Below are 25,105 nucleotides of genomic sequence, written 5' to 3'. Positions count from 1 at the left end.
CTATTGCGTCAGGGGTTGCGACTGCGGGTCTGTCTGAAGGGTGTCGCCAACCTCCTGGGCCTTCCGGACGGATGGTTTCTGCAACATCATGATAGGAGCCCTGGCCGCCGTCTCTGCCACCGTTCCGACCGTTCTGACGGTGCCGCCGACGACCGCGGCGACGCCCTCGCCAAGCGACACGTTGGAATCCGTCAGGGGCTGGCCGGTCATCAGACGCTGGCCGATAAGCTGGACGATCTCCGGGCTTTCTGCGAACTTGCCGTGGTTCATGCTGTCGTTGCTCTTGACCTTGGTCAGGTCGATGGCCGTGATGCCACCCTGCTCCAGCTTGGTGCGATAGGGTTCGACGGTCGGGTTGATGCCACCGAGGCGGGCAACACGTCCGGTGATCAGGCTGGAGGCCGCCAGCGCCCTGTCATCCTGTGAAACGAAGATCGTGAACTTCGGCTTCGGCGATCCCATTTCCACGTACTGCTTTGCGAAGACCTGGATATCTATATCGGGCGAGGCGAGGATGACGTTGTGGATTTTGGAGTTCACATGGCCGTCACGGATGCCCATCTGCCGCAGCGATTCCATCGCAAGCCAGGTTCCCATCGAATGGGCGAGGATAGTGATGTCCTTCACCTCCGGATCGGCGGCCAGAACCCGTAGCGACTGCTCCAACGCCGTGCGCGAATAGTTCGTGCTTTCCTTGTCGTATTCATAGCCGAATAGCGATGCGCGGGACGGCCAAGTGAACAGGATCGGCGTCGCCTGCATACCGCTGTCATGTACGATCTGGGCCAGACGGAAGACCGAGTCCTCGTAGGTGTTGTTGAAGCCGTGAATGAAGACGAGGGCATGGCCGCCCTCGATATGCGCGCGAAACCAAGCGCGGCCTTCCGGCACGGTATCGATCCGGTTGACGCGCGTGACAGCGAAGTCAGTGGAGGGGTTCGGTGGAAGGCGCTGCGGCCATTGCACTGTTCCGGCGGCCCGCTTAGGCGGGATGGAGACAGCGACGTCGGTCATGTATGGTTTCGGACTTCGCTCACCATTGAACAGAGTCGCAGGATTTCCAGATGGCTGGCGAGTGGTTGCAACGAGCATGCTGACCTGCGACGCGCCGGGCACCACAGCCCGTAGGGCAATAGGGGTCATGACGCCGACTGGATGGCCACACCCCGTCAGCAGGAGCAGGATGACGATGAAGATTTTCCTGGGCATGGGTGCTCCCGCGAAGTTCCTGCCCACCATAGGGAAGAGAGCCGCAGCCGTAAGTACGTTACTGTAAATTTACGGAAATCTTTGCTCGAGAAGGCGGGCCATTGCTGACCTGCCACGTGCGTTCGAACGCTGCTCGACTGTGTATCCTTCGAAGTTAAATGCCGCCGATGTTACGTGTTACGTCGCTCGTTACCGTAACGTACTTACCGAACGGCTGCTTTTTTGCGAACGTTTGCCATCAGCTCGGGTAAACGGAGAGGCAAAATGTACCGAACTCTTAGAATCGCCGCGGCATTGGTCATGGTGGCCTCTTGCGCGGTGGCGCAGACCGCGACGCCGGAGGAAGCACGTTCCATCGCCAAGGAGGCCTATATCTACTCCTATGCGCCGATCGCCAGCTACCAGACATGGTCGAAGCAGGCGACCTTGCCCGATGCTCCCGAATATGTCGGCGGCTTCAACGTGTTCCGGAACTACGCCCAGACGTTCACGCCTGAAAATCGGGATATCGTCACACCCAACAACGACACGCCGTATTCGTGGGCTTGGCTCGATCTGCGGGCGGAGCCGATCGTCCTCAGCGTGCCCGCGGTTCCCAAAGACCGCTATTACGTCATGCAGCTCATCGATCTCTTCACATATAATTTCGGCTACGTCGGCGTCCGCGCGACGGGTTACAAGGCTGGGAACTACCTGATCGCTGGGCCCGGCTGGAAGGGAACAAAGGTCAGGGGGATCGCCAAGGTCATCCGCTCGGAAACCGATATTGTCGGAATTCTCGGTCGCACCTCGCTCGATGGCCCGCAAGACGTCGACGCCGTCAAGAAGATACAGGCTCAGTACAAGCTGACGCCGCTCAGCGCCTTTCTGAAGGTGCCGCCACCTCGTCCTGCGCCTGCCATAGATTTTCCGCCCTACGATGCCGCCAAGGCCGCGGACCATGATTTCATCGGCTACATCAACTTCCTGCTGCAGTTCGCGCAACCGACTGTCCCGGCGGAAAAGAAGCTGATGGCGAGGTTTGCCGAAATCGGTATCGGCCCCGGCAGGCCATGGGATGCCAGCAAGATCGACCCCACGCTCCTCAATGCTATCGATCAGGGTATTGAGGACGCGAAGGCGGACATGAAAGTGACCGCCGCGAAGACGTTGAGTTCGAACGGGCTGTTCGGCAGCCGCAAGTTCATGGCCGGAAATTACATGACGCGCGCCATGGGTGCCGAAAAAGGCCTCTTCGGAAACTCCATCGAAGAGGCCTGGTATGGCGGTTTCGTCGGCGATGGCTCCAAGCCATCGGTCCTGCAGTTCCTTCCCGGCGAGTTGCCGCCTGCGAAATTCTTCTGGTCCTTGACGCTCTACACGCTTCCCGACCGCTTTCTCTACGCCAACGATCTGAAGCGCTACTCGATCGGCGACCGGACCAAAGGTCTGGTCTACGGCAAGGACAAGTCGCTGACGATCTACCTTTCCCATGCCTCGCCGGGTGCCGACAAGGAAGCCAACTGGTTGCCGACGCCGGAAGGCAAGTACAGCCTGGTCGGCCGCATCTATGGGCCGTCCAAGGAGGCCATCGAAGGCAAATGGACACTCCCCGCACCGGAGGCGATGAAATGATCCGGAAATCGATGCGCACAAAGTTGAACGCGAGCGCCGCTGTCGCCGCCATCCTGTTCGGACTGATCGGTCCGGCCGCTGCACAGGAGAACAGCACCACTGTCAAAACGCCGATCGGCGACGTGCCGCTTTCGCTCGGGCTTCCTGCGGACAAGGCGACGATGGGCCGCCTGTTCGACGAGATGGATTTCCAGCGGGCGTCGCAGGCCTACATCTGGGCTCTTCCAATAATCGGCTTTGCCGGATGGCAGGCATCGACAAGGGATGCTCTCGGCGCGGGCGACACCGACCTCGTCATCTACGAGACGATCAAGGACAAGCTTGGCATTCTCACGGCGAACGCCACGACGCCCTACATCGGCGGCTTTCCGGACCTGTCGAAGACCGGACCGTTGATCATCGACTACCCGAAGGGCGCGACGGCGGGTGGAGTCGGCGACTTCTGGCAACGGCCGATCACCGACATGGGCGAGACTGGGCCTGACAAGGGGAAAGGCGCGAGATACCTGATTGTCGGACCGGGTCAGACAGCCCCCGCGCTAAAGGGTGCGATCGTCATCTGTTCGCCGACCAACAACGTCTTTTTTGCCTTCCGCGTTCTCGATCCAGACCCCGCGAAAGCTAAGGCTCTCATCGCGAGCGTCCGGCTCTACCCTTTCGCTGACAGGAAGAACCCGAAGCCGACGAAGCTGATCCGACCGGATGGCCGCGCCTGGAGCCAAGTGCCGCCGCGGGGGTTTGCGTACTGGCAGCTTCTAAATGATGTCATTCAACGCGAACCCGTGCTTGAACGCGACCGCGTGACGATGGGGATGCTGCGTCCTCTCGGGATCGAGAAAGGCAAACCCTTTGCACCGGACGATCGCCAGAAGAAAATCCTTACGGACGGCGCGGTCATGGGCGAGCTGATGGCGCAGGCGAACTCCTTCGATACCCGCGAAGAAGGGGCACGCTACCGCCCGGATTCGCAATGGGACTACGTCATCCTCTTCGATCCGTTCCAGGAGGCCGCCTCCTACACCCAAATCGACCAGCGGGCGAAGTACTTTTACGAGGCCGTGACGACGACGAAAGGCATGGTCACTAGGACCCCCGGCATCGGGCAGGCTTATCTCGGCGAGCACACCGATGCGTCGGGGAAGTGGCTGGACGGCGGCAAGAACTACTCCCTGCATGTGCCGCCCGATGTCCCAGCCAAGTTATTCTGGTCCGTCACGGTCTACGATGCTCTGACCCGCGTGCTGGTCGACAACCCGCAGCAGGTCGCCGACAAGTCCTCAAGGGCGGACATCGCCAAGAACGCAGACGGTTCCTACGATCTGTATTTCGGGCCGACGGCTCCGGCGGGTCACGAGAAGAACTGGATACCGACAATCCCGGGCAAGTCGTGGTTTGCCTACTTCCGCTTCTACGGCCCATTGGAGCCCTATTTCAACAGGACCTGGAAAATGAACGATATCGAGGAGGTCAAGTGATGGAGAGCTGGAGAGGGCGAGGCCTCTGCTGGACGAGCAGCGCGATGTCTTGGCCAGTTTGGTTACAAAATTGTTGGCTTCTAAGCGAGTTCCTGGCGGTGAGGTGAGGGAAGTAATCATGCCTCCTGTACACCATGGCCGGGATCGACGCGAAACAACGGCGCGGTCGTAGGTTCGACTCCGCTCAAGGCGAACGATGCGCACTAGGTACTCGCGAGCCGTGTCCAGGCCGCACGTGAGCAGCTTGAGCAGCTGCTAGATCGGGCTGCGGAGTTGGCCCGTTTGATTCCGAAGAAGCTTAAGGGTGTCAACACGCAAGCGCCACAGTATTTTTTAAAAGGTGATAAAGATAATCATCTTTTCTCTTGCGCCCGATTGCCATGCGATGATAGCAGCAATTATGGACAGCGCGGATCACCCAGACATTCTCGGTACCTTCATAGACGTGCGTTCGCGGTTGGCAAACGTCATCTACCGCCGAGTGCAATGTTCAGCCACGACGGCGGATCTTCTGCAGGACACATTCCTGCGTTTCTGGGAAAAACCGAACCTGTTGCGCGAGGTTGCAGACCTTGCCGGCTATTTCGTCACGACAGGCCGCAATCTTGCCCTCGATCATCAGCGCCGCAAGAAACTCGCGCCATTTGTCGATGGCATAGAAGGTCTGGAAGCCATATCCGATCCCGGGCAGTCCGTTGAAGCGACCGCAATAAGCCGCCAGGAACTGCGGCGCGTGCAGGCGGCACTCGGACGCATGCCGCCTCGCGCCAGACAAGTTTTCTTGCTTTCACGCATCGATGGCCTCACCTACGTCGAGATCGGCGATCGTCTCGGCATTTCACCGAAGACGGTTTTCGGTCACATGGTCGTCGCGCTCGATCGGTTGCGGGCGGAGCTGAAGGCACAAGGCTGAAGGCTCCCCGCAGCTTTCTTTTCTCAGAGCTAGGCGGCGAATGCAGGACATCTCCCGGAAAGAAAACTGTCGCGACGAAGATGCGAACGTATCGCGGTGCGCAGCCGAATGGTTTGCGCGTCTTCTCGATGAAAGCGCCACGGCCAACGACCGCGCATCGTTCCGTGCTTGGTTAGAGCGCAGCCCCGAGCATGTCAAAGCCTATTCCGAACTCGAGCGTTTGTGGCAAGGGGCTTCCGCTCTCCCCGAGGTCCAGGCACCGCCCTCGATCAAACGCCGGAACCTGCTCAAGTCCGGCGGCGCACTGCTGGTGCTCGCCACGGCTGGGCTGAGTGCGACAGCCTATCTGCGGTCGGTGGCAGCTGACTATCGAACGGGCGTCGGAGAAACTGCGCGTATCACGCTTCCCGACGGCACGGTCGCGGAACTGTCTACCGCAACGGCCATATCGCTGAACTTCACGTTAGGGCAACGGCAGGTGCATTTGCTGGAGGGGGAGGCGTTCTTCACGGTCGCCCCGGACATGCAGCGATCATTCGTCGTCGATTGCGGATTGCTAAGAAGTGTGGCGCTGGGGACCCAGTTTTCCGTGGGAATGCGGGAAGAAGGCATTGTCGTTGCGGTGGCCCAGCATTCCGTCAGGGTATCGTCTCCAACGCAGGAGCAGCTTGTCAAGGAGGGACAGTCCGTTCTGTATGCCCGCAACAGAATATCCAGTCCGGTGCGGATGGATGATGGTTCACAGCTTTCGTGGCGCGATGGAAAGCTGGTCTTCATTTCAACACCGTTTGAAAATGTGGTGACCGCACTTTCCAGATGGCGTCACGGCAAGATGATCGTCATGGACAGGGCCTTGGCGCGCCGCCCGGTCAGCATCATCGTCGATGTTCGCCGAGCCGGTAGAATACTCGAGAACCTTGAAAACGGCCTTCCCATCCGCATCGCCAGCTACTCTCCCTGGCTGACATTGATCTATCCGCAAGAAAAAAGTTGAAAAACGACCGAGGTTTTTTGCGACCTGATGCGTCCCCTTTTTAGAAGCCCGGAAACGCCCGGGCTGAATTGCGTTTGCAGGGGGCAATGCGAATGACGGAAAATCAAATCGGCGGCAGTCGTCTTCGGCTGCTTTGCAGCGTCCTGTTGGTAGCCTGCGGCGGCTTCGCACCGCTTTCCATATCGACAGATGCGGTAGCCGAAAGCGGCAAGAGCTACGCTTTCACAATCAGCGGCCAGCCGCTTTCCGCCGCACTGGTCCGCTATTCCTCCGTAACGGGCATCGATGTCGCGTTCGACGGTAATCTGCCCGCCAATCTGCGCACGAGCGGCATCAGTGGCAATCTCCCCGCCGAAGCCGCGCTGTCGCGCTTGCTGGCCGGGACTGGCCTGACCTACCGTTTCACGACGCCGACGACGGCACTGCTTGTCAATTCAAAGGCAGTCTCTCCGGATACGGCAGCGGACGGTGCCACCTCCTTGCAACCCATCGTTCTCAAGGGGGAGCGAGGCCGAGGGCCGGTGGTGGGGTTTGTCGCCACGCAAAGCGCAACGGGAACGAAAACCGACGCTGCGCTCAAAAACACGCCACAGGCAATCAATGTCGTCACACGCGACCAGATGACGGCACAGGGATCGGCCACGCTGACCCAGGCGTTCCGGTATACGCCTGGCGTCATTAGCCAGTTCGGCGACGACAGCCGTTACGACTGGTTTACAATTCGCGGTTTTCGCCCCGGCCGTTATCTCGATGGCCTGCGGCTGCCGTTCGGTGCCAGGGGGTATGCCCAGCCACGTGTCGAGCCCTACAGCCTCGAGCGCGCCGAAGTTCTGAAAGGTCCCGCCTCGGTTCTCTATGGTCAGAGCGAGCCCGGCGGCCTGATCAACATGGTTTCGAAGCGCCCCAGCGCCACTGCGAAGAACGAGGTGGAAACACAGTTCGGCACCGATAATCGCATCCAGACTGCATTCGATCTGAACGGCAACATCAATGACGACGACGGCCTTCTCTACCGCCTCGTCGGCGTCGGCCGCCTGACCGACACGCAGTATGACTTCGTGAAGGAGAAGAAGGGCTACATCGCGCCATCCTTCACCTTCAAGCCGGACGAGGGTACATCCCTCACGATCTACGGCAGCTACCAGCGGATCGATTCCCCCGGCGGTGGCGGCGCGCCGGCACTTCCGGCCAATGGAACGCTCTATACCGGCAAATATCCGGAACTGCCGCGTAGCACATTCCCCGGGGAGCCGGGATACGACCATTACAAAAGCGAGCAGGCCTCGGTGGGCTACGAGTTCGAACACGAACTCGACGAGACCTGGACCGTCCGGCAGAACCTTCGCTATTCCTATGTCAGCACGGACACCCAGCGCGTCCAGCCCTACTGCCCTTCGGCTTGCAACCCTGCGGGCTTCTACCGTTACGCATGGGCATTTCCGGAAAGCTCTCGAGCCGTCACCGTCGACAACCAGGCCGTGGGACATTTCTCGACCGGAGATCTGGCGCATACGGCCCTTTTCGGTCTCGACTATTCCTATGAAAGCAGCCGGTACGAAGAATCCGCGCTGTCGCCGATCTTTAAATTGTTCAATGGATTTGATCCCGTTTACGGGGCTACCAGCGTTACCCGTCCGGCGATTGCCACCAAGATCAACCAGCAGCGCAGTCAGACTGGACTTTATGCGCAGGACCAGGTCGAGTGGGATCGTTTCGTGTTCTCGCTTGGCGGCCGATACGATTGGGCGAATACCGACACCAGAACCCGCACCAGCGTAGCCGACAACGGTATCAACCAGAGGGACGGCCATTTCACCTGGCGCGCCGGCCTCGTCTACAATTTCGACAATGGCATTTCGCCCTATGCCGGATATTCGACGTCGTTCAATCCTGCGAGTGGCACGGACCGCGCCGGCACGGCATTTGATCCGACAACAGGCGAACAGTTCGAAGTCGGCGTCAAATATCAGCCGGTCGGCCGCAACAGTTTCGTTACCCTCTCGGCCTTCGACCTGACGCAGGACAACGTTCTTTCGCCGGACCCGGAAAACACCAGTTTCAACGTTCAGACCGGCCAGGTCAGGATGCGGGGCGTCGAGCTTGAGGGCAAGGCAGAGCTTACCGATGCCTTATCCGTTTTGGCATCCTACGCCTACACGGATAGCGACATCACCAAGGCCAACGCCAACGCTGCCGGCGTCAGCAACCAGGGCAATCGTTTCGCCTTCGTGCCGCGACACCAGGCATCGCTATGGCTCGACTATACGCTGCAGACATCCACCGCATGGGATGGCCTGAGCCTTGGTGGCGGCGCGCGCTATACCGGACAGACATATGGCGACAACGCCAACCTGTTCGACATACCCTCCTACACAGTCTTCGATGCCGCCGTGCGCTATGATTTCGGCAAGGCCAGCCCGAAGATGGAGGGCCTGAAGGCATCGCTCAACGTGAGCAACCTGTTCGACCGGAAGTATGTCTCTACCTGCATCGCGGCCACGGGATGCTACTGGGGCGAAGGCCGTAGCGTCTATGCAACCCTCAAATACAGCTGGTAAAAGCCTTGGCATACCAGTCCGATCACAATAACCACTGGCTGACGCGGCGGCAGTTTGCCGCTGCGTTGACGGCCGCCTTTCTGCCAGCCCAAGCGATGGCAGAACCTACGGCGCCAAGGATCGCGGCGCTGGACTGGGGATGGGCGGAAAGCCTTCTCGCCCTCGAGTTTCCGCCGTTCGCAGTGGCAGAGGCGCCGCTCTACGGCGCCCGCGTCGTCGTGCCGACACTCCCGGATGTGACGATCGACCTCGGCTTGAGGTCATGGCCCAACATGGAGCTGCTCCGTGCCCTCAAGCCCGACCTGATCCTTTCCCAGGCCGGCTATGGCGCCTCCGCTGCACGCCTCAGTGACATTGCTCCAACTCTTGCCATGCCGCTCTACAGCGCCGGGCGCCAGCCATTGAAGGCCGCCGAGACTGGCCTCCGCACAGTCGCCGCGCATATCGGCAGAGACCGGATTGCAGCGGATTACCTGCAGCGCTGCTATGCCCGGCTGGACGCCATAGCGCTGAAGGCAAAGATCTACGACGGACGGCCGCTGCTGATCGTCAAGTTCGCCGACGACAGGCTTGTCGACATCTATGGCGCCGGCGGCCTGTTCGACGATGTGCTGAAACATATCGGCATCGAAAATGCATGGGACGGCCCGACAAACAACTGGGGCTTTGCCACGGCTGGGCTGGAGGCGATTGCCCGATATCCGGATGCACGCGTGATCATCATCGAGCCGGGACCGCCCGGAACATTGCTGCACAGTGCGCTGTGGCAATCCCTGCCGGCGGTGCAGAAGGGCCATGTCGCGATGCTGCCACCCACCTGGGTTTTTGGAGCATTTCCGTCGGCGATGCGATTTGCCGAGGTCATTCAACAAAGCATCGGCATCGCATGATATCTCCCCTGATGACACCTGCCCGCCTGAGCCTCATAATCGCCTTGGCAGCACTTTTGCTCTACGTCAGTGCCATACTTGGCTATGTTCCGGTTACCGACCTGCGGCATGCGCTTTGGCAGCCAGACCCCGCCTCCTTCGGCGAGGTCTATGTCCACTTCTCGCTTCTGCCGCGGATGATCGTTGCCCTCCTCGCCGGTTCCTCTCTCGCCTTTGCCGGCACGATCTTCCAGCAGCTCCTGAAGAACCCGCTCGCCGAACCGTCGACGCTGGGCATCCTCTCAGGCGCGCAGCTCGCCATCACCGTCGTCTCGCTGTTAGCCGTCACCGTATCGGCGAGCGAACGCGAAATAGCCGGTCTTGCGGGCGGCCTCGCAGCCGTGGCGATTGTTGCCAGCCTTGCGAAGAAGGCGAATTTCGCACCGATGACACTGCTGCTCTGCGGTATGATCATAAGCTTTTCGGCCGGCTCGGCCTCCGTCATCCTGGCACTGTTTCACCACGAATATCTGCGGGGAGTATTTATCTGGGGCAGCGGCTCGCTGATCCAGAACGACTATTCCAATGCCGCGGCTCTGGCGTTGCGCGTGGTCGTGCTCGTTCCGGCACTGCTGCTTTTCTATCGACCGCTTGCGGTCGCCGGCCTCGATGATGCGAATGCCCGCAGTCTCGGCCTTTCCGCCGGCAGGCTCCGCGCCGTGATATTGCTGATTGCCACCATTCTCTCGGCTGTCGTCGTCGCCCGCGTGGGCGTCATTGCCTTTGTGGGCCTGACGGCCACCAGCGCTGCGCGGATTGCAGGCGCGAGGACATTCCGCCAGCGCCTATTCTGGGGGTCGCTGATGGGTGCCTTGCTGCTGCTTCTGGCCGATGGCATCGTTCTCGTCAGTGCTCCGCTTGTGGGCGAGGTCCCGACAGGCACGGTGACGGCGATCACCGGTGCTGTCCTGATGCTTGTCCTCCTCAAGGGCGTGCCGCATTCTATCGACGAGGTGACCGCGGTGGAAAGCACGCAAGCGTCGCCTTTGTTGTCGAGCCGTTTCCTCATGCCGGTATGCCTCGTCATCGCCGTGACGATCGCAATCTTTTCGCTGACCGAGCAGATCTTCACACACGGCATCGATCCGACAATTCTCTTCGCAGGGCGGTGGCCACGTGTCCTGACCTCGGCCAGTGCAGGCGCCATGCTCGCCCTTGCAGGCGCCATAATCCAGGTCACGACGCGCAATCCGATGGCAAGCCCCGAGGGGCTTGGGATCAGTGCCGGCGCGGGACTTGGGATCATTGCCGCGTTTTTTGTCACCGGCATGGCATCGCCTATGGCGCAGCTCGCCGGCGGCATGATTGGCGCAATGCTGTCCTTCGCACTCGTGCTGGCGGTTGGACGGCGACGGAACTATGCGCCGGGACCGGTCCTTCTGGCTGGCATCGTCGTCAGCGCGCTCGCCACCGCTATCATCTCCTTCATCATCGCTAGCGGCGATCCGCGTGCAAGTTACATCCTCGCCTGGACGATGGGCCCGACGTTTCGTGCCACGGGCATCGTCGCGCTGATCGCGGCCGCTTTCGCCGTCATCGGGCTGGCCTTGGCACCGCTCTTTCGCCGTTGGCTGGAAGTCCTGCCACTCGGCGATGGGGCGGCACGCTCTTTCGGGGTCAATCCCGGCCGGTCGCGTGTCGTTCTGCTGCTGTTCGTTGCCACCTTGACGGGTGCAGCGACGATGATGGTCGGACCATTGAGCTTTATTGGACTGATGGCGCCGCACATTGCCCGGATGGCCGGCATACGCGGCCAGGTCCACACGCTTCTCGCGGCGAGCGCGATCGGCGCGACGCTGATGATGGCGGCAGACTGGCTGGGTCGATCGGCCGACTTCCCTTATGAAATCCCGGCTGGCGTCATGGCGGCCTTCATCGGCGGACCATACTTCCTGTGGGTCATCCGCGGGCAGGGCAGAGCCACGTCCCGTTCATGAAAAAAGAGGAATATGTGATGATTGACGGGAGCGAAGACCGTGGGACCGACAAGATGTCGAAGGCCTCTTTGCCCGCCGGTGCGAGTACCTCCATCTTATTCGCACTCGATCGCGCCGGTTTCTCCGTCGACAAGCGCACCCTGCTGGAACCACTGACGATAGATCTGCCGGCGCGACGTGTGATTGGCCTGATCGGCCATAACGGCTCCGGCAAATCGACCTTGCTGAAGCTGCTGGCGCGTCAGCATGCGGTATCGACCGGCGCGATTTCCTTCCTGGGCAAGAGCCTCAAGGACTGGGGAGACCGGCCATTTGCCCGCAAGGTGGCCTACCTTCCACAACAAACGCCAAGCGCCTCGGGCATGCTCGTCAGCGAACTGGTGGCACTCGGACGCTATCCGTGGCATGGCGCTCTGGGCTGGTTTGGACCGGAAGACCGGCGCATAGTGGAAGAGGCGATGGAGTTGGCCGATGTTGCCATCTACCGGGACCGCCTCGTCGATACTCTTTCTGGCGGGGAGCGACAGCGCGCATGGCTCGCCATGTTGATCGCGCAGGAAACCGAATGCCTGCTGCTGGACGAGCCGATCTCGGCTCTCGACGTCGCGCACCAGATCGAAGTGCTAACGCTCGTTCGCCGGCTTGCAAAGGAGCGTGGACTGGGTGTTCTCATGGTTCTCCACGACGTCAACATGGCAGCACGCTTTTGCGACGAGATCCTAGCGCTTCATTCAGGAAGGCTCATTGCACACGGTCCTTCCGCGCAGATCGTAGTGCCAACCCAACTGCAGGCCATTTACGGCATCGAAATGGGCGTGATGCGCCATCCCGACACCGGTATTCCACTTGCCTACGTCCGATAGGCAACTTTCGAGCGCCTGGCCCGGAAATCGGGCTCTGCGTATAGCCGGCTGTCGGCGCACAATGAAGCATGCAGCGTGATTAATTAGGTTAACATACTCTGTGCAGGCCGGTCAGCCTTGGACGATATCTTCGAACCATTGAATTCGTTTGGGAAATGATCTTTTTTTACGGGATCAGCTGTTCACAACTCTCCAAGGAGATCGGATCGAAACAGGCCCCGGCCCTAGAGCCGCCCGCGCCTCAGGCGGCGATCAATTCTCGGATCGAGCGAACCACGTGGTTTGGATTGTAAGGTTTTGGAATAAACCGCGCCTCGACAGGAAGGGCATCCACATCAACCTTACGGTGACCTGAAGTCACTAGGATCTTGATCGGAGGCCATCTGTCACGAACGGCTGCAGCAAGCTTCAGTCCATCTACTCCGCCGGGCATGTCTACATCGGTGAACATCACCGAAATAGAAACGTTAGCAATCAATCGTTCAATTGCTTCGGTCGCATTGGCAGCCTCAAAGACCTCGAAACCCGCAACTTCCAATTCATCGACAATGCCCATTCGAACAAGCGCATCATCTTCCACTACCAGAACAGCTATCCGAACAATGATCATCTGATGAGTTTTCTGATTGGTCATGGCCTTCGACGGCGGCGACGGAAAGTCTGTTTTACGAATTTGAGAGTTGAGCGGTCAGTGCACAAACAACGCCTTCAACCGCGTAATTGATCCGCACCTGACCATTAAAGTCTGCCGCCAGGACCCGGGAGATGAGGCGCGAGCCAAACCCCTTGCTAGTAGGTTCGCTGACGACGGGACCACCGGTTTCGCGCCAGACAAATTCGAGCGCGTCTTCGCTGCTGATGTCACGGGAGATCGAGAGCAGATGTGTCGGCTTTCCATCAGCGTCGGTCAGCGGCCGAACCTGTACATCCCAGAAGCGGGGGTTGCCCTTGGCGGTGTTAGCAGCTCCCGTGAAACGGGCATTCCCTCCGGCGGCAGCGATTGCTACTGCCTTTATTGCATCGGCGGATGCTTCTCCAGACCAAAAGTCCGGCCACGGGCAATCCTTTAAAGTGCTCAAATCGTCGACTTCCATCACTCGCTTGCCGCCTTCCGACATGAACAGCAACCGACCCTCAAGATCCAGGACCTTGATACACTCGTCGCTTAAGCCGAGAACTGCACTGAGCAAGCTATTCGCATCGATACCATCGGCGCTGAGATCCCGCGTAACGGGTGGGAGGATAACGCCGTCATTTAGCTCGTTCATCTCAACTCTGATCTTTCGGCGGAGGCAACTGACCAAGCTTGGTAGCAGATCAGCACCGGCATGTCGCGTCGGATAGGGTCTCTCACAACTGTTCGGATTTCCCGGTCGGCCGAGCCGAACTACCCTGCTTCTTTCCGTCCCGATGCCCGAGTTCCACGATCTACTTTCAGATTGTAGAATCATCGGCGTGCATGAGGTTGGTCATCTGCCGCGTGCCCAGACGCTGCCGCTGCCACCAAACCTACGATTGGATGGGAAGTGCAGGGATGTGGCCTGGTTGCTTTTTGCAAAGGTCCTACCTGTCGATGGTTCGTATCCAATCACGCGCATGGGGTCGGTGCAACCCAAAGGCTATCTCGCAGATTATTGAATTCACTGAAAGCTCGATCAAGCTTTGATGTCGAGATTCTAGCAGGATGCGGAAAAAGGCCCTTGCTGTGAACGGACTGCCATGATTCCATGCCTGAGTGATTGGTCGGCAGGAGCAGGACATGCGCGGTAATGATATCCAGACGGCGGGTTTGTTTTCTTATGTGAGCTGCGAAGCCCGGGTTCCGACAAGCCATCCGCTGCGGGCGATCCGCGCGATTGTAGACGAGGCGCTGGAAGTTTTGTCGCCGGATTTCGAGGCGATGTATTCAGCGATCGGCCGTCCGTCGATCCCGCCGGAGAAGCTGCTGCGCGCTCTGTTGTTGCAGGCCTTTTACACGATCCGCTCGGAGCGTCAGCTCATGGAGCAGATGGACTACAATCTGCTGTTCCGCTGGTTCGTCGGCTTGTCGATGGACGCGCCGATCTGGGACGTCACCGTGTTCACCAAGAACCGTGAGCGGCTCTTGGCTGGCGATATCGCCGCCAAGTTTCTGGCCGCGTTGCTGAGCCAGCCGCGGGTGAAAGCATTGCTGTCAGACGACCACTTCTCGGTGGACGGCACCTTGATCGAAGCCTGGGCCAGCATGAAGAGCTTCAAGCCCAAGGACGACACAGATGGTGGCGACACCGACGGCAGCGGCTCTGGCGCTGAAGAGAAACAGCCGCCAGAAGCCAAAGGCCGCAACTCTGAGCGCGATTTCCACGGCGAGAAGCGCAGCAACGCAACCCACGCATCGACCACCGACCCGGACGCCAGGCTTTATAAGAAGGCCCGTGGCCAGGCGGCCAGGCTTTGCCACATGGGCCACGTCACCATGGAAAACCGCAATGGTTTGGTTGTTGACGCCACGCTGACCCATGCGACCGGAACCGCCGAGCGCGAGGCGGCACTGGATATGGTGGGCCGCATGGATGGTCGTCATCGCATCACATTGGCTGCAGACAAAGCCTACGATACGGCCGATTTCGTTGCTGCCTTGCGGGACGCAAAGGTGACGCCACACGTCGCCCAAAACACGACGAACCGACGCTCGGCCATCGACGGTCGCACCACCCATCACCCTGGCTACGCTGTCAGTCAGCGCATTCGCAAGCGTATCGAGGAAGTGTTCGCTTGGGCCAAGACCAGCGACGGAATGCGTAAGACCCGCCATCGTGGAAAGGATCGCGTCGGCTGGATGTTCACACTGACAGCCACCGCTTATAATCTGGTGAGGCTGCCAAAGCTGCTGGCGACAGCCTAATCGCGCCCGTAATCCGCCGAACCAGGCGGATTACGACAAAATGGGCCGACAAGGCCTCTGAAGAAGCCTCATAACGGCTCGTTTTCGAGACATCTACCGAGGATCGGCGGGAAAATTGTCGCTATTTCCGCAGCCTGCTAAACATAGGCGTCCTCCGTCATATGTTTTGAATGGACGACGTGATCCGCTCCTCGGATCTTGCTGTGAGTGTCTTTGGCCCCGCCGAAGGCCTGCCGAGCAGATATCCCTGAGCGTGTGCGCAGCCTTCATCAACGACGATCTGGTATTGGGCCGGCGTTTCGATGCCTTCCGCGGTAACGGGTAGGCCGAGCGAGCGGCCGAGGCTGATGACCGAGCGCACAATGGCGCGGGCGTTAGGATCAGTTGCCATGCCGGCAATGAAGCTCCGGTCAATCTTCAGCCTGTCGAAGGGGAATGACTGCAGGTTGCTCAGCGACGAGTAGCCAGTTCCGAAATCGTCCATAACGATCTTCACCCCGAGAGCCTTGATCTGCGTCAGGATCTCCAGCGTCATCGTCCGATCTTTAAGCAGGGCCGTCTCGGTGATCTCCAGTTCCAGTCGCTCCGGCGCAAGTCCAGTCTCATCGAGAATGCTGCCGACAACGAAGGCGAGGTTGGCAAGACGGAACTGGATGGCGGAGACATTGACCGCTACCTTGAGCGTCTGGCTCCAGTTGACCGCTTGCCTGCAGGCCTCCGTTAGCACCCATTCACCGATTGAAAGGATGATACCGCTCTCTTCTGCAATCGGGATGAAGATCTCCGGGGAGACACTTCCTCTCGTTGGATGCGTCCAGCGAAGAAGGGCCTCGTACCCGACCGTCGCTCGCGGCTCTATCGCTTCGATCGGCTGGAAGACGAGATGAAGCTCGTTTCGAGCGACGGCCTGGCGCAGATCACTTTCCAGCAAACGACGGTCGCGACGTTCAACGTCCATCGCAAGATCGTAGAATGCATGCATCCCCCGTCCACCTGCTTTTGCGCGATATAGTGCAACATCGGCTGCTTGCGTGAGCGCATCAGCATCAAGTCCGTCCTTCGGATAGACCGCGATACCGATGCTGATACCAACCGCTGTCGGATCAATCGAGACATTCATCCGCTCCCGGAATGTTGTGCGGATACGTTCCGCCAACGCCCCCGCGCCTGCGCTGCCTATACCTTCCGCAGTCAGGATCATAAACTCGTCGCCGCCGACCCTAGCGACCGTATCGCCGCCGCGGCAGCAAGCTCGCAGGATCGCTGCAACATCCCGCAGAACCCTGTCACCCTCGGCATGACCAAAAAGGTCGTTGACCGCCTTAAAGCGGTCGAGGTCGAGGGCGAGAAGCGCAAACGGTGCTTCCGTTTCCGCGCCGCGCGCCAATTGCGCGTGGAGATTATCTTGGAACGTGGATCTGTTGGTCAGCCCGGTCAGAATGTCGTTGCGCGCGAGATATTCCACCTTTTTCTGCACCATACGCCGTTCCGTCAAGTCGCGCAGTGCAACGACCTGGGAAGGACGTCCACCATATTCAATGGTATGAACAGCGATCTCAAAGATGCGCGCGGGGTCGCCCACGAGCGGAGACGCTTCCAACGCACTTTCTCGGGTTGCGTCTACGCGATGTCCGTCCGACGCAGCCAGCAGATCGTCTGGGCGCATTCCGACGAGATCACTACTATCTTTTTCAAGAAGACGCGCAAACCGCCCGTTGACCTCAACGATCACGCCATCGCGCACGATGGCAAGGCCGTCAAGTGTCGCGTTGGCGAAGCCTTTGAGGTCAACGAGGTGGCGGTCGATGACCACTGCAACGGCAGACGAAGCGAGGATCAAAAAAGTTACCATCGTAACGGCGCTAGTCAACCAGATCACGTCCGATGTCCCCGTAACCACAGGAGCCAGGGACGGATCAGGCGTGATGATCGTTGCGGACATCGACGTGAAGTGGAGGACACAGATGCCGAGTACAGCGCCGATCGCAGCGGTTAAGATCCGTATACGGCCCCGAAAATGTTTGAACGCAAAGAGCGAAAGAAAAAACAGCGCGAGGGCGACCAAGGCTCCGACAATGATCTGTGCCCATGCGAAACTAAGTTGTGCAGCCACCTCGATACCTGCCATTCCGACGAAGTGCATAGCCGCGACGGTAAGCGTGATCAGAAAGGCAGCCATGCCAGGCATACGCGCGTCGCGAAAGCCCCCTTGGATGGAGAGCCAGAAGCCCGCGATGGCGATCAAAGCTGAAAGCGCGGTAAAGAAAAAGTCGAAGCGAAGAGTGATCGTGCCTTGATAAGCGAGCATGGCAACGAAGTGCGTAGCCCAGACGCTGAGGCCGGCCGAACAGGCAGCGACTGCCCGCCAGTTGCGCTGGCGTCCCAATGTGCTTTCTTCCGATCGCAGGAGAAGATGAAAGAATGCAGCCATTCCCACAAGTGCGATGATGGCGGAAATAGCCATGATCGCGGTGTCGTGGCGATTTGTTACGCATTCGAGAACAGTGAACATGCTAAATTCCTTCGCTTCGTCTACTGCACAAGGACCGGGTTCGCGCAGTCTACGCCTGTGACGCGGAGGTCTGCTTCTCCGACGCGGACGCCGGCAGTGGCCAAGATGCTGTCGAGCAGCGCATCGAGACTGGGTGTCACGGCTCCGAGCGTCTTTGCCAATGCCGCCTGTAGTGTCTTTGGTGGAGATAGAGATAGACCGAGGAGCAATTTCACCTGGATGGTGATGTCCAGGTCGCTAATGAGAGACTGCGTCGCCGAAGTGGTAAGACCGGTGCTTGCCACGGACTTGGTCAAACCACTGGTGATGTCGGTTGCTGCGAAGGAGGTCCTCTTGACCTGCGTGCCGCCGATTGTCGTCGATGACATTCCATCTATGGCGAGCGCTGGTGTATCGACGAGACGAGCCCTATTGACTCGCGGCTTGGATCCGAAGTTTCCGAGTACAGTCGGATCGATAATGCCGATCGATACCTTGGCCACACCAGGTGCTGCGTCAATCATGACCGTTGCGTTCTCGGGCCTTCCGCCACGGCACTGGATATCAGCGAGCTTAGCCTCTGCAGGGGCAGCCTCGACATAGAGGGGCAGAGTGATCTTCGTGCCGAGTAATTCGGCAACTCCGTCAATCCGCACTGTGGCCGAAAGCCGTACTTGAGCTGTTCGGACACTCTTTTCGGTTTCACCGATACGATACGGCGGGACGTCGACAGCTGGTTCGCCAATTGCCAGATTCAGATCAACAGTGCCAAGACCCGGCACAGCCGTCTGCGTCTGTACGGACACTTGATTCGATCCGTTTGCCAGAGACGCGCTTGATTGCAGGAGATCGAGCAAGCCGACCTTCATTGCGATGTTCGAGCTTGCGTCGACGCTCAGACGCCCCCTCTGGCCGAGGTCTATAAACTGGGCGAGCGAAATCTTCGTACCGCTTGCCGGAACAGCCCGACGTAACTCACTAAGAAGTCCAGTCGCTCCGGGCGCAAGGCCCCCATACTTCGAAACCGCAGTCAAAAGCTGCGGTAGAGTAATCTTGGTCTGAAGAACCTCTTGATAGGTAACGGCGGTGAGGTTCAGGTCAGTTGCAAGCCCTTTCGCCAGACGAAAAATGTCGAGATCGGCTGCGGCGAGCGCACGGTAATCGACAGCGCTGAACGACAAATTTGCTCCCAACATCTTACCGAGAATAGCGTTGAGCAGGCCACCCTGTAGACTTGCTAGGCGGGATCCGATCGAAAAGGCCGCCGTCTTCGAAATGGCCGCCGTACCCGTCGCAGACAGTAGAGGCGGCGCGGTGAACATGCTCGCAAAGAAGAGTGTACCGGGCTGTTGCACATGAACGCGCGCGGCGTCCGCATCCTGCAACGTCTGCTTAAAGCGGTTGTCGGGGCTGAGAGCCGGGTCGGGCGTGTATAGTCCCTTCTCGATACTCACTTTACCGCTTTTGGAGCTGATAGCCGCTTCCTGCATCAGCAAACCGTCCGATCTCTTCCAGCCCTGCGGTGTATCAAGCACCATTTTGAGATTGTTGTTACGCAGGTGGGCCAACATCGCCTCGTCCGAGTGCGTCATGTCGGATGCAACAGCTATTGCCCCGAGGTCAGCAACGGTCTGCAATTCTCGGCGTTCCAGTGTCAACTGGCCGTAGTCGACAGCAATGGCAATGACACCAATGCAGGCTGGAAGCACTATGGCCGCCATGATTGCAATGTTGCCGCCACGGCACGAGATAAGATCGATAGCAAGTCTTGGCAATCTGTGAACCATCATAAGCCACCGATACGGATCGTTGTGCTGCGGACGATCATTGCGTCCGGCATGGCGAACGTCATCAGGTTCCAGATCGGCAGACCACTCGCGTCGTATGTGAGTTTCACCGTGAACTGGTTAGGGAGAAGGTTGTCGTCGGCAACCTGAACCGTGAGCTTCTGTTTATCGATCAGAGCAAACCCGGCAGTCGCCTGCGATGAAACGTAGCCCGTGGCAAGCGTTGTTCGTTCGGTCGCCGAAAGTCCCGCTACTGCCGCCCGCGCTGTTTCAGCAGCAATCTGCTGGATCGAGTGGCTTACGTTTAGATATAAGCCCCATCCTACCATGCTGAACAGCATGCAAATAAAGCAAGGAAAAATTATAGCAAATTCCACCGCGGCAACACCATGGGTGTTGCGCGAGAAGCGCGACAGCATGTGCATCACGAACCCCGTGTTTTATTGAATGAACCAAACCTCCTGGTGCACCGTCAGGTTGCATCGCAAAAGTTAACGATTTATGAATAATTCTGGTAGTTTGTTTTATGTCCTTACCAAAATTGCTAAATGAGGCTGCCAAAATTGTCTGCTAAGTAATTCTAAATTATATAGAAATATGATATGCACATCGATTGCGGGCGACCATTTATTATGGAAATATTTATTAGTCCGTCTTTTGAAAGAGACTGCTTGTGCTGCAAAATTACTGGTGACGGGGCATCGTCAAATTAGGCAAACTTCGATCAAGATGTGGGATCTGGCGGCATGACCTTATTCGGCAAGGGGGGCCGCTTTATCGTCGCCACCGATTTCCAAGGGGCATGATCGCCCATGCCGTGCGGCTGAATTTTCCGGTTTCCAACCAGCCTGCATGGTCGAGGATTTGCTGGCAGCGCGTGGCATTAACGTCTCTCGCCCGACAGTGGGGCCGTCCGCGCGATGGAACACAACTTTGACACTTCGAACTAAAGCGGCGGTGTTAGCTTATGAAGCAATCGCTGTAAACTTTGGAATCGTAACATCCATCATTGATGCGAGCATTGGTGCAAGGTGGATCTAAAGCCGTCCAAATTTGAGAATACGGCCACTTGGCGCGATAAGGTCACAATGCGCGATGTTTAACTCGGGTCACGCTTAATTATGCGATGTCAATCACTCCATACCCCTCATAAAGTATCTCTTCACCGTGACATAAAAACGGACTGACACCCGCAAAGTGCGGATTCTTGAGGCCATAAAAACGGATTCTTGTTCGTAACGTCATAGAGGCAGTTCCAATCGAAGTAACGCAAGGAACGGATGCTAATGTGCTCTACAGGCTCTCGATCAGAGGCAATCCGTAGTCGCCGTCGCCCCATGTGGCCGGGCGGCAACGGCGACTCACTAACAGGTGTTACATCGCCTGAAATTCAGCAATTATGCACATACGAAGAATGTCCTCTTCCCTATGGTGAGGTTTCTAAGCAGGAGCACCTATGCTGAAAAGATTACTCATTGCCGTTCTCCCTCTTTTGTCAGGCTGCGGGCATCCTGTTGGCGTCATGACACCCGTCGCGTTGACAGCGGCGGCTCCAAGGACGTCCGAGGTCAGCATGCTGGTGGCGACAACCAGGCAGCCGTCCGGCGTTGCTGCGACACTTTTCAACGGAGAAGCCCTAAGCCGTACATGACTGACATTACAGTATCGATCCCCCCGACGAGGGCGGCAGGAACCGTGCAGTGGCCGCGAAAGCTTCGCGCTAATCCAGCGACCGATTTCGCGGTTACCCGAGTGAAAGCCGTCGACACTCTCCCGGAAGGCCGGGCATGGTTCAAAGCCCATATCGCGGGAGGCCACGCGTTGGTCTTCATCCACGGCTTTAACAATACTTACGAGGATTCCGTCTTCCGTTTCGCGCAGATCGTCCATGACGGAGGCATGCAGGCGACACCGATCCTGTTCACCTGGCCGTCACGGGCCAGCCTGTTTGGGTACGAATACGACAAGGAAAGCACCAACTACTCCCGCACGGCGCTCGAGCAGTCGCTCCGCATCCTCGCCTCCAACCCCGAGGTCAAGGACATCACCATCCTCGCCCATTCGATGGGAACGTGGCTGGCCATGGAGTCTCTCCGGCAGATGGGCATACGCGACGGGCACGTCAATTCGAAAATCCACAACGTCATCCTCGCGTCGCCCGACATCGACATCCAGGTCTTCGCCAAACAGTACGTCGAGATGGGCACCCCCAAACCGAAATTCACGATCTTCGTCTCGCAGGACGACAGGGCGCTTGCGGTCTCCAGCTTCATCACCGGGGACGTCGCCCGGCTCGGAAGGATCAACCCGACGGAGGAGCCCTACCGGAGCAAGCTGGAGCAGGCAGGCATCACGGCCATCGACCTCACGAAGGTGAAAACCAACGACGGCTTGAACCATGGCAAATTCGCGGAAAGTCCGGAGATCGTCCAGCTCATCGGCCAACGGCTGATGACGGGACAGCCGCTGACGGATTCGAACGTCTCTCTCGGCGAAGGCGTGGCTGCCGTGGTCGGCGGGGCGGTCAAGACGGTCGGTACGGTCGCCGAGACCGCGGCGAGCGCGCCAATAACGATGTTGCAGAAGCCGACCGTCCGCGAGACGCAGAACACCAAGGCTCAGGATATCGGAGAAAGCCTGCAGGTCGACAAGCAGTCGGAGCCTCTGACCCAGTAGGCATAGAAGCTAAACTAGGGTTGGTGGAAAAGACCGGGTTCGAGATGTCAGGTTATTCGCCAGCTTTCCAGGGAGGCTTTCCGGTCCAGCCGTATTTGCCGCACCATGTTACGGGCGGCCATGAGCAGCTCGACCAGGAACGCCACCAGCGATGCGATCAGGGCGATTATCGCTCCACCGAAAAACCAGTACAGATTTTCCTGGCGAAACCCCAACGCCAGCGAGCCCGCGAGCAGGTTCAGGATCGCCCCTCCGGTGCAGATGCCAGCAAGCGCGCCAAGCAAAACCGCGATTTCCAGCGCAAGCGCCCGACGGCGAAGATACGCCAACTGCATCCGCAGCACAGAGCCGCTCTTGTCCGAGTCCTGCAACTCGTTGAGGCGGTCGGAAACCTTTCCGAGCCGCGTGGTGTAGATGCTGACGAAACCCGCGGTACCCGCCAGCAGGAAGACCGGCGTAAGGGACGTTTGTATAACAGTTGCGAGGTCGTTCACGATCGGCGGTGTGTCCATGCGTCGTCTCCGTGAGGCAGAAAGTTTATGACCGATTTGCCGATGCTTCGATCACGCGCTTACCGGTTCCGGCGCTTCGATCTTCACGCGTGGCCACAGCAGGGCCGCCATGAAGATCGTGTAGGAGATCGCTCCGAAGATAAAGACGATGCGGGTGGAGAACGATTCCGCCGCCGATCCCGGAAGGGGCGACACGCCGCTCCCGAGTACGGTAAGAAAAATCGTCAGAGCCCCGGCATAGAGCTTGGCAGCCGGATCGTTCTGGGCCGCACGACCGCCGAGCATGAGGCCGATCACGAGGACGATGAGGAACAGGAAAAGACCGGTCGGGCTGACCTGATATGCGGCATACGCGACGCATGCCAGCACGCCGCCGAACAGGTTGACCATGACAAGTCCAAGGGCCGCCCGCGAGCTGCGTGCCAAGTCTGCCTGCGACAGGAGCAGGGAAACCGTGATCGGAATGACGGTCGCCGTGGAGAGGCCGTCGAGCGTCAGACATGACGCCACCGAGATCACGAGGATGATGGCATTGCAGGCCGCGAACCTGACGGCGTCAGGATTTGGAGCCAACAAGGCCGCTTCGGTCTCGGTGCCGCCCCTGTCTGGTATCAGGGCGTGGGCGATCCACATCAGGAGCAGGCCGCCGACCGTGCCCTGAATGAAGATCGACATGATGGAGGCAGCGAGATCGTTGTTCAGGATCGCGAGCAGCGGCACCATGACGGCGACCACCAGCACGAAGAAGATAGTCGGCCCGGAGACTTTGCCGCTCGCCTGAAGGAAGAAGCAGGCGAAATAGACAAGTCCGAGCAGGAGCAGAAGTACAACAGGGCGCTGGCCGGCGATCGCAGTGACGAACTGCAGGACCTCGCCAGTGACGAGCATGACGATCACAAGGCCAACCGCCTTTCTAAGCGCAAGCGGTCGCGGATTGGCGATCAGGAATTGGGCCGCGAAGAAGGGTGCGAGAAACGGGATTATCGCACCGGTATAGACCGCCCACGTGAAGCCGACGGCGACGGCCAGCGCGATCCGCAGCCCCTTGCGCCGGACGTTCGTAAGGCGCAGGTCTTGGTGAACGAGGTGCCCGTCAGCTTGCATAGGTCAGGACCGACATGAAGCGCATCCACAGATGACCGATCGCATTGGTGATCGGATGGTCGCCCGTGTAGATCACGACGTTCGCCTGCGAGCCGTATCGCACGCCCTTCGGTCTGCCGCTGTCGAGGATCAGGCGAACGGGAAAGCTCTGCGGCGTCCGCACCCAGCCCGTATCGGTGGAGACCTTCGGAAGCCCCGTGGTCGGATCGACACTACCTGTCGCGATGCCCATCCCGATGCTTTCCACCTTGGCCGCAAACACCTGTCCGGGAAGCACGTCGAAGAGCACTTCGGCACGATCGCCGGGATTGACCTTCTCGAGACTGTTTTCCTTGAAGGCTGCATTGATCCATACAGTACCGGCGTCGATGAACGTCATGGCGCTCTGCCCCGTCGCCACCATTCCGCCAACGGCGAGCTGGAGGTTGGTGACGACGCCGTCCGCGGGAGCGGCGACAGTTGTCCGAAGAAGGTCGAGTTGGGCGCGCTCGAGAGAGGCGAGAGCCTCCTTCAGTTGCGGATTGTCGTTACCCTTGGCTCCAAGCTCCTCCTCAGCCTTGCGCAGGTCTGCTTCGGCAGCGACGACCGTGGCATCCGCCTGATCCAGGGAAGACTTGGCCTGATCGTACTTCGCCTGCGAGTATACGCCGCGTTTCACGAGTTCAGCCGCGCGGTTGTGCTGTTCCTGCTTCAGGTCGCGGTTCGCTCTTGCCGCCACGACTTTGGCCTGAACCGCGTCGACATTCGCCGTGGACGCGCCGATGGACTGGCCGACCTGGGCCAGCTTGGCCTCGGCTTGGTTGACCGCCAGTTGATACTGGGTAGGGTCGATACGGAAGAGCGTCTGCCCGGAAGTTACTGCGGTGTTGTCGGCCACGCCCACTTCGATGACGCGGCCAGTGACTTCGGGCGCGATCCCGATGATATAGGCGTTGACGGTCGCCTGCGATGAGGATGGCGTGCGACGCTCCATGAAGATCGCAAAGACGAAGAGAATGCAGGCGAACAGCAAGACCGCCAGCGCGATCCTTCGCAGCGGGTTGCGCTGTTTGGTGGGCGCGGCGTTGTCGGGGATATAGTCTTCGGGAACCGTGTCGGACGCCATCGACGCCTTTTCCTTTCAAGTATGCCAAAATTGAATGTCGAGCAGAGGGTCTTC

18 protein-coding genes and 2 pseudogenes are annotated in these 25,105 nt (G+C 59.0%); 11 read left to right on the top strand and 9 right to left on the bottom strand.

Going from position 1 to position 25,105, the window contains the following annotated elements:
- Window positions 1–1,209 carry an alpha/beta hydrolase gene (locus J5278_RS19545; protein ID WP_209185896.1) on the bottom strand — a complete coding sequence of 403 codons (1,209 nt, stop codon included), beginning with the start codon at window positions 1,207–1,209 and terminating at the stop codon, window positions 1–3.
- Window positions 1,210–1,473: 264 nt separating this feature from the next.
- Here J5278_RS19545 and J5278_RS19540 point away from each other — a divergent pair, with 264 nt between their 5' ends.
- The 8 genes from J5278_RS19540 to J5278_RS19505 all read left to right on the top strand — a co-directional run bounded on the left by J5278_RS19540 (window position 1,474) and on the right by J5278_RS19505 (window position 12,492).
- Window positions 1,474–2,823 (top strand): DUF1254 domain-containing protein, encoded by a 1,350-nt coding sequence (locus J5278_RS19540; RefSeq protein WP_209185897.1) that lies wholly within the window; start codon window positions 1,474–1,476, stop codon window positions 2,821–2,823.
- A complete protein-coding gene (locus J5278_RS19535) occupies window positions 2,820–4,298 on the top strand; it encodes a DUF1254 domain-containing protein (RefSeq protein ID WP_209185898.1) in 1,479 nt (492 codons plus the stop codon). Before J5278_RS19540 ends, J5278_RS19535 begins: the two co-directional genes overlap by 4 nt.
- A 385-nt stretch (window positions 4,299–4,683) precedes the next feature.
- Window positions 4,684–5,211, top strand: a complete 528-nt coding sequence (locus J5278_RS19530; protein WP_247749300.1) for an RNA polymerase sigma factor — start codon at window positions 4,684–4,686, stop codon at window positions 5,209–5,211.
- Window positions 5,212–5,251: 40 nt separating this feature from the next.
- Complete coding sequence (locus J5278_RS19525; RefSeq protein ID WP_209185899.1) at window positions 5,252–6,205, top strand: FecR family protein; 954 nt, start codon at window positions 5,252–5,254, stop codon at window positions 6,203–6,205.
- 92 nt (window positions 6,206–6,297) lie between these two features.
- A complete protein-coding gene (locus tag J5278_RS19520) occupies window positions 6,298–8,763 on the top strand; it encodes a TonB-dependent siderophore receptor (protein WP_209185900.1) in 2,466 nt (821 codons plus the stop codon).
- A 5-nt stretch (window positions 8,764–8,768) separates the two neighbouring features.
- Complete coding sequence (locus J5278_RS19515) at window positions 8,769–9,653, top strand: ABC transporter substrate-binding protein (RefSeq protein ID WP_247749301.1); 885 nt, start codon at window positions 8,769–8,771, stop codon at window positions 9,651–9,653.
- Between the two features lie 11 nt (window positions 9,654–9,664).
- The gene (fhuB, locus tag J5278_RS19510; protein ID WP_247749302.1) at window positions 9,665–11,629 is read left to right on the top strand and encodes a Fe(3+)-hydroxamate ABC transporter permease FhuB; all 1,965 of its coding nucleotides are present in this window, start codon (window positions 9,665–9,667) and stop codon (window positions 11,627–11,629) included.
- A 53-nt stretch (window positions 11,630–11,682) separates the two neighbouring features.
- Window positions 11,683–12,492 carry an ATP-binding cassette domain-containing protein gene (locus J5278_RS19505; protein ID WP_209185906.1) on the top strand — a complete coding sequence of 270 codons (810 nt, stop codon included), beginning with the start codon at window positions 11,683–11,685 and terminating at the stop codon, window positions 12,490–12,492.
- A 241-nt stretch (window positions 12,493–12,733) separates the two neighbouring features.
- Here J5278_RS19505 and J5278_RS19500 read toward each other — a convergent pair whose 3' ends face one another.
- Window positions 12,734–13,126 carry a response regulator gene (locus J5278_RS19500; RefSeq protein WP_247749304.1) on the bottom strand — a complete coding sequence of 131 codons (393 nt, stop codon included), beginning with the start codon at window positions 13,124–13,126 and terminating at the stop codon, window positions 12,734–12,736.
- Window positions 13,127–13,157: 31 nt separating this feature from the next.
- Window positions 13,158–13,760, bottom strand: a complete 603-nt coding sequence (locus J5278_RS19495; protein WP_247749843.1) for a PAS domain-containing protein — start codon at window positions 13,758–13,760, stop codon at window positions 13,158–13,160.
- 491 nt (window positions 13,761–14,251) lie between these two features.
- On the opposite strand from J5278_RS19495, the gene J5278_RS19490 reads away from it, so the two are divergent.
- Window positions 14,252–15,376 carry an IS5 family transposase gene (locus tag J5278_RS19490; protein ID WP_219258890.1) on the top strand — a complete coding sequence of 375 codons (1,125 nt, stop codon included), beginning with the start codon at window positions 14,252–14,254 and terminating at the stop codon, window positions 15,374–15,376.
- 157 nt (window positions 15,377–15,533) lie between these two features.
- On the opposite strand, the gene J5278_RS19485 is transcribed toward J5278_RS19490, so the two are convergent.
- From J5278_RS19485 to J5278_RS19475, 3 genes are all read right to left on the bottom strand, one after another.
- Entirely contained in the window at window positions 15,534–17,840 is a 2,307-nt protein-coding gene (locus tag J5278_RS19485) for an EAL domain-containing protein (protein WP_257623481.1), read from the bottom strand.
- Window positions 17,841–17,908: 68 nt separating this feature from the next.
- Window positions 17,909–19,654, bottom strand: coding sequence for a pilus assembly protein TadG-related protein (locus J5278_RS19480; RefSeq protein WP_209186747.1), 1,746 nt, complete (start codon window positions 19,652–19,654; stop codon window positions 17,909–17,911).
- Window positions 19,654–20,079: a TadE/TadG family type IV pilus assembly protein gene (locus J5278_RS19475; RefSeq protein ID WP_209186746.1), complete on the bottom strand. Its 426-nt coding sequence runs from the start codon at window positions 20,077–20,079 to the stop codon at window positions 19,654–19,656. The genes J5278_RS19480 and J5278_RS19475 overlap by 1 nt, the downstream gene beginning before the upstream one ends.
- A 377-nt stretch (window positions 20,080–20,456) precedes the next feature.
- Between J5278_RS19475 and J5278_RS31035 the strand changes: the two are divergent.
- Window positions 20,457–20,560, top strand: a pseudogene (locus J5278_RS31035) (IS6 family transposase); the annotation flags it as partial.
- 550 nt (window positions 20,561–21,110) lie between these two features.
- Window positions 21,111–22,330, top strand: a pseudogene (locus J5278_RS19470) (alpha/beta hydrolase).
- Between the two features lie 47 nt (window positions 22,331–22,377).
- On the opposite strand, the gene J5278_RS19465 reads toward J5278_RS19470, so the two are convergent.
- The 3 genes from J5278_RS19465 to J5278_RS19455 are packed head-to-tail and all read right to left on the bottom strand — an operon-like array spanning window position 22,378 to window position 25,051.
- A complete protein-coding gene (locus J5278_RS19465) occupies window positions 22,378–22,842 on the bottom strand; it encodes a DUF2721 domain-containing protein (RefSeq protein ID WP_209187829.1) in 465 nt (154 codons plus the stop codon).
- 51 nt (window positions 22,843–22,893) lie between these two features.
- On the bottom strand, window positions 22,894–23,946 hold the full coding sequence (locus tag J5278_RS19460; RefSeq protein ID WP_209186744.1) for a DUF2955 domain-containing protein: 1,053 nt from the start codon (window positions 23,944–23,946) through the stop codon (window positions 22,894–22,896).
- Entirely contained in the window at window positions 23,936–25,051 is a 1,116-nt protein-coding gene (locus tag J5278_RS19455; protein WP_209186743.1) for an HlyD family secretion protein, read from the bottom strand. The genes J5278_RS19460 and J5278_RS19455 overlap by 11 nt, the downstream gene beginning before the upstream one ends.
- Window positions 25,052–25,105: the final 54 nt, after the last annotated feature.

Source organism: Rhizobium sp. B21/90 (assembly GCF_019355815.1).
Taxonomy (GTDB): Bacteria; Pseudomonadota; Alphaproteobacteria; order Rhizobiales; family Rhizobiaceae; genus Rhizobium; species Rhizobium rhododendri.
The sequence above is the reverse complement of the archived record's forward strand: the minus strand, read 5'-3'. Positions and strand labels throughout refer to the sequence as shown.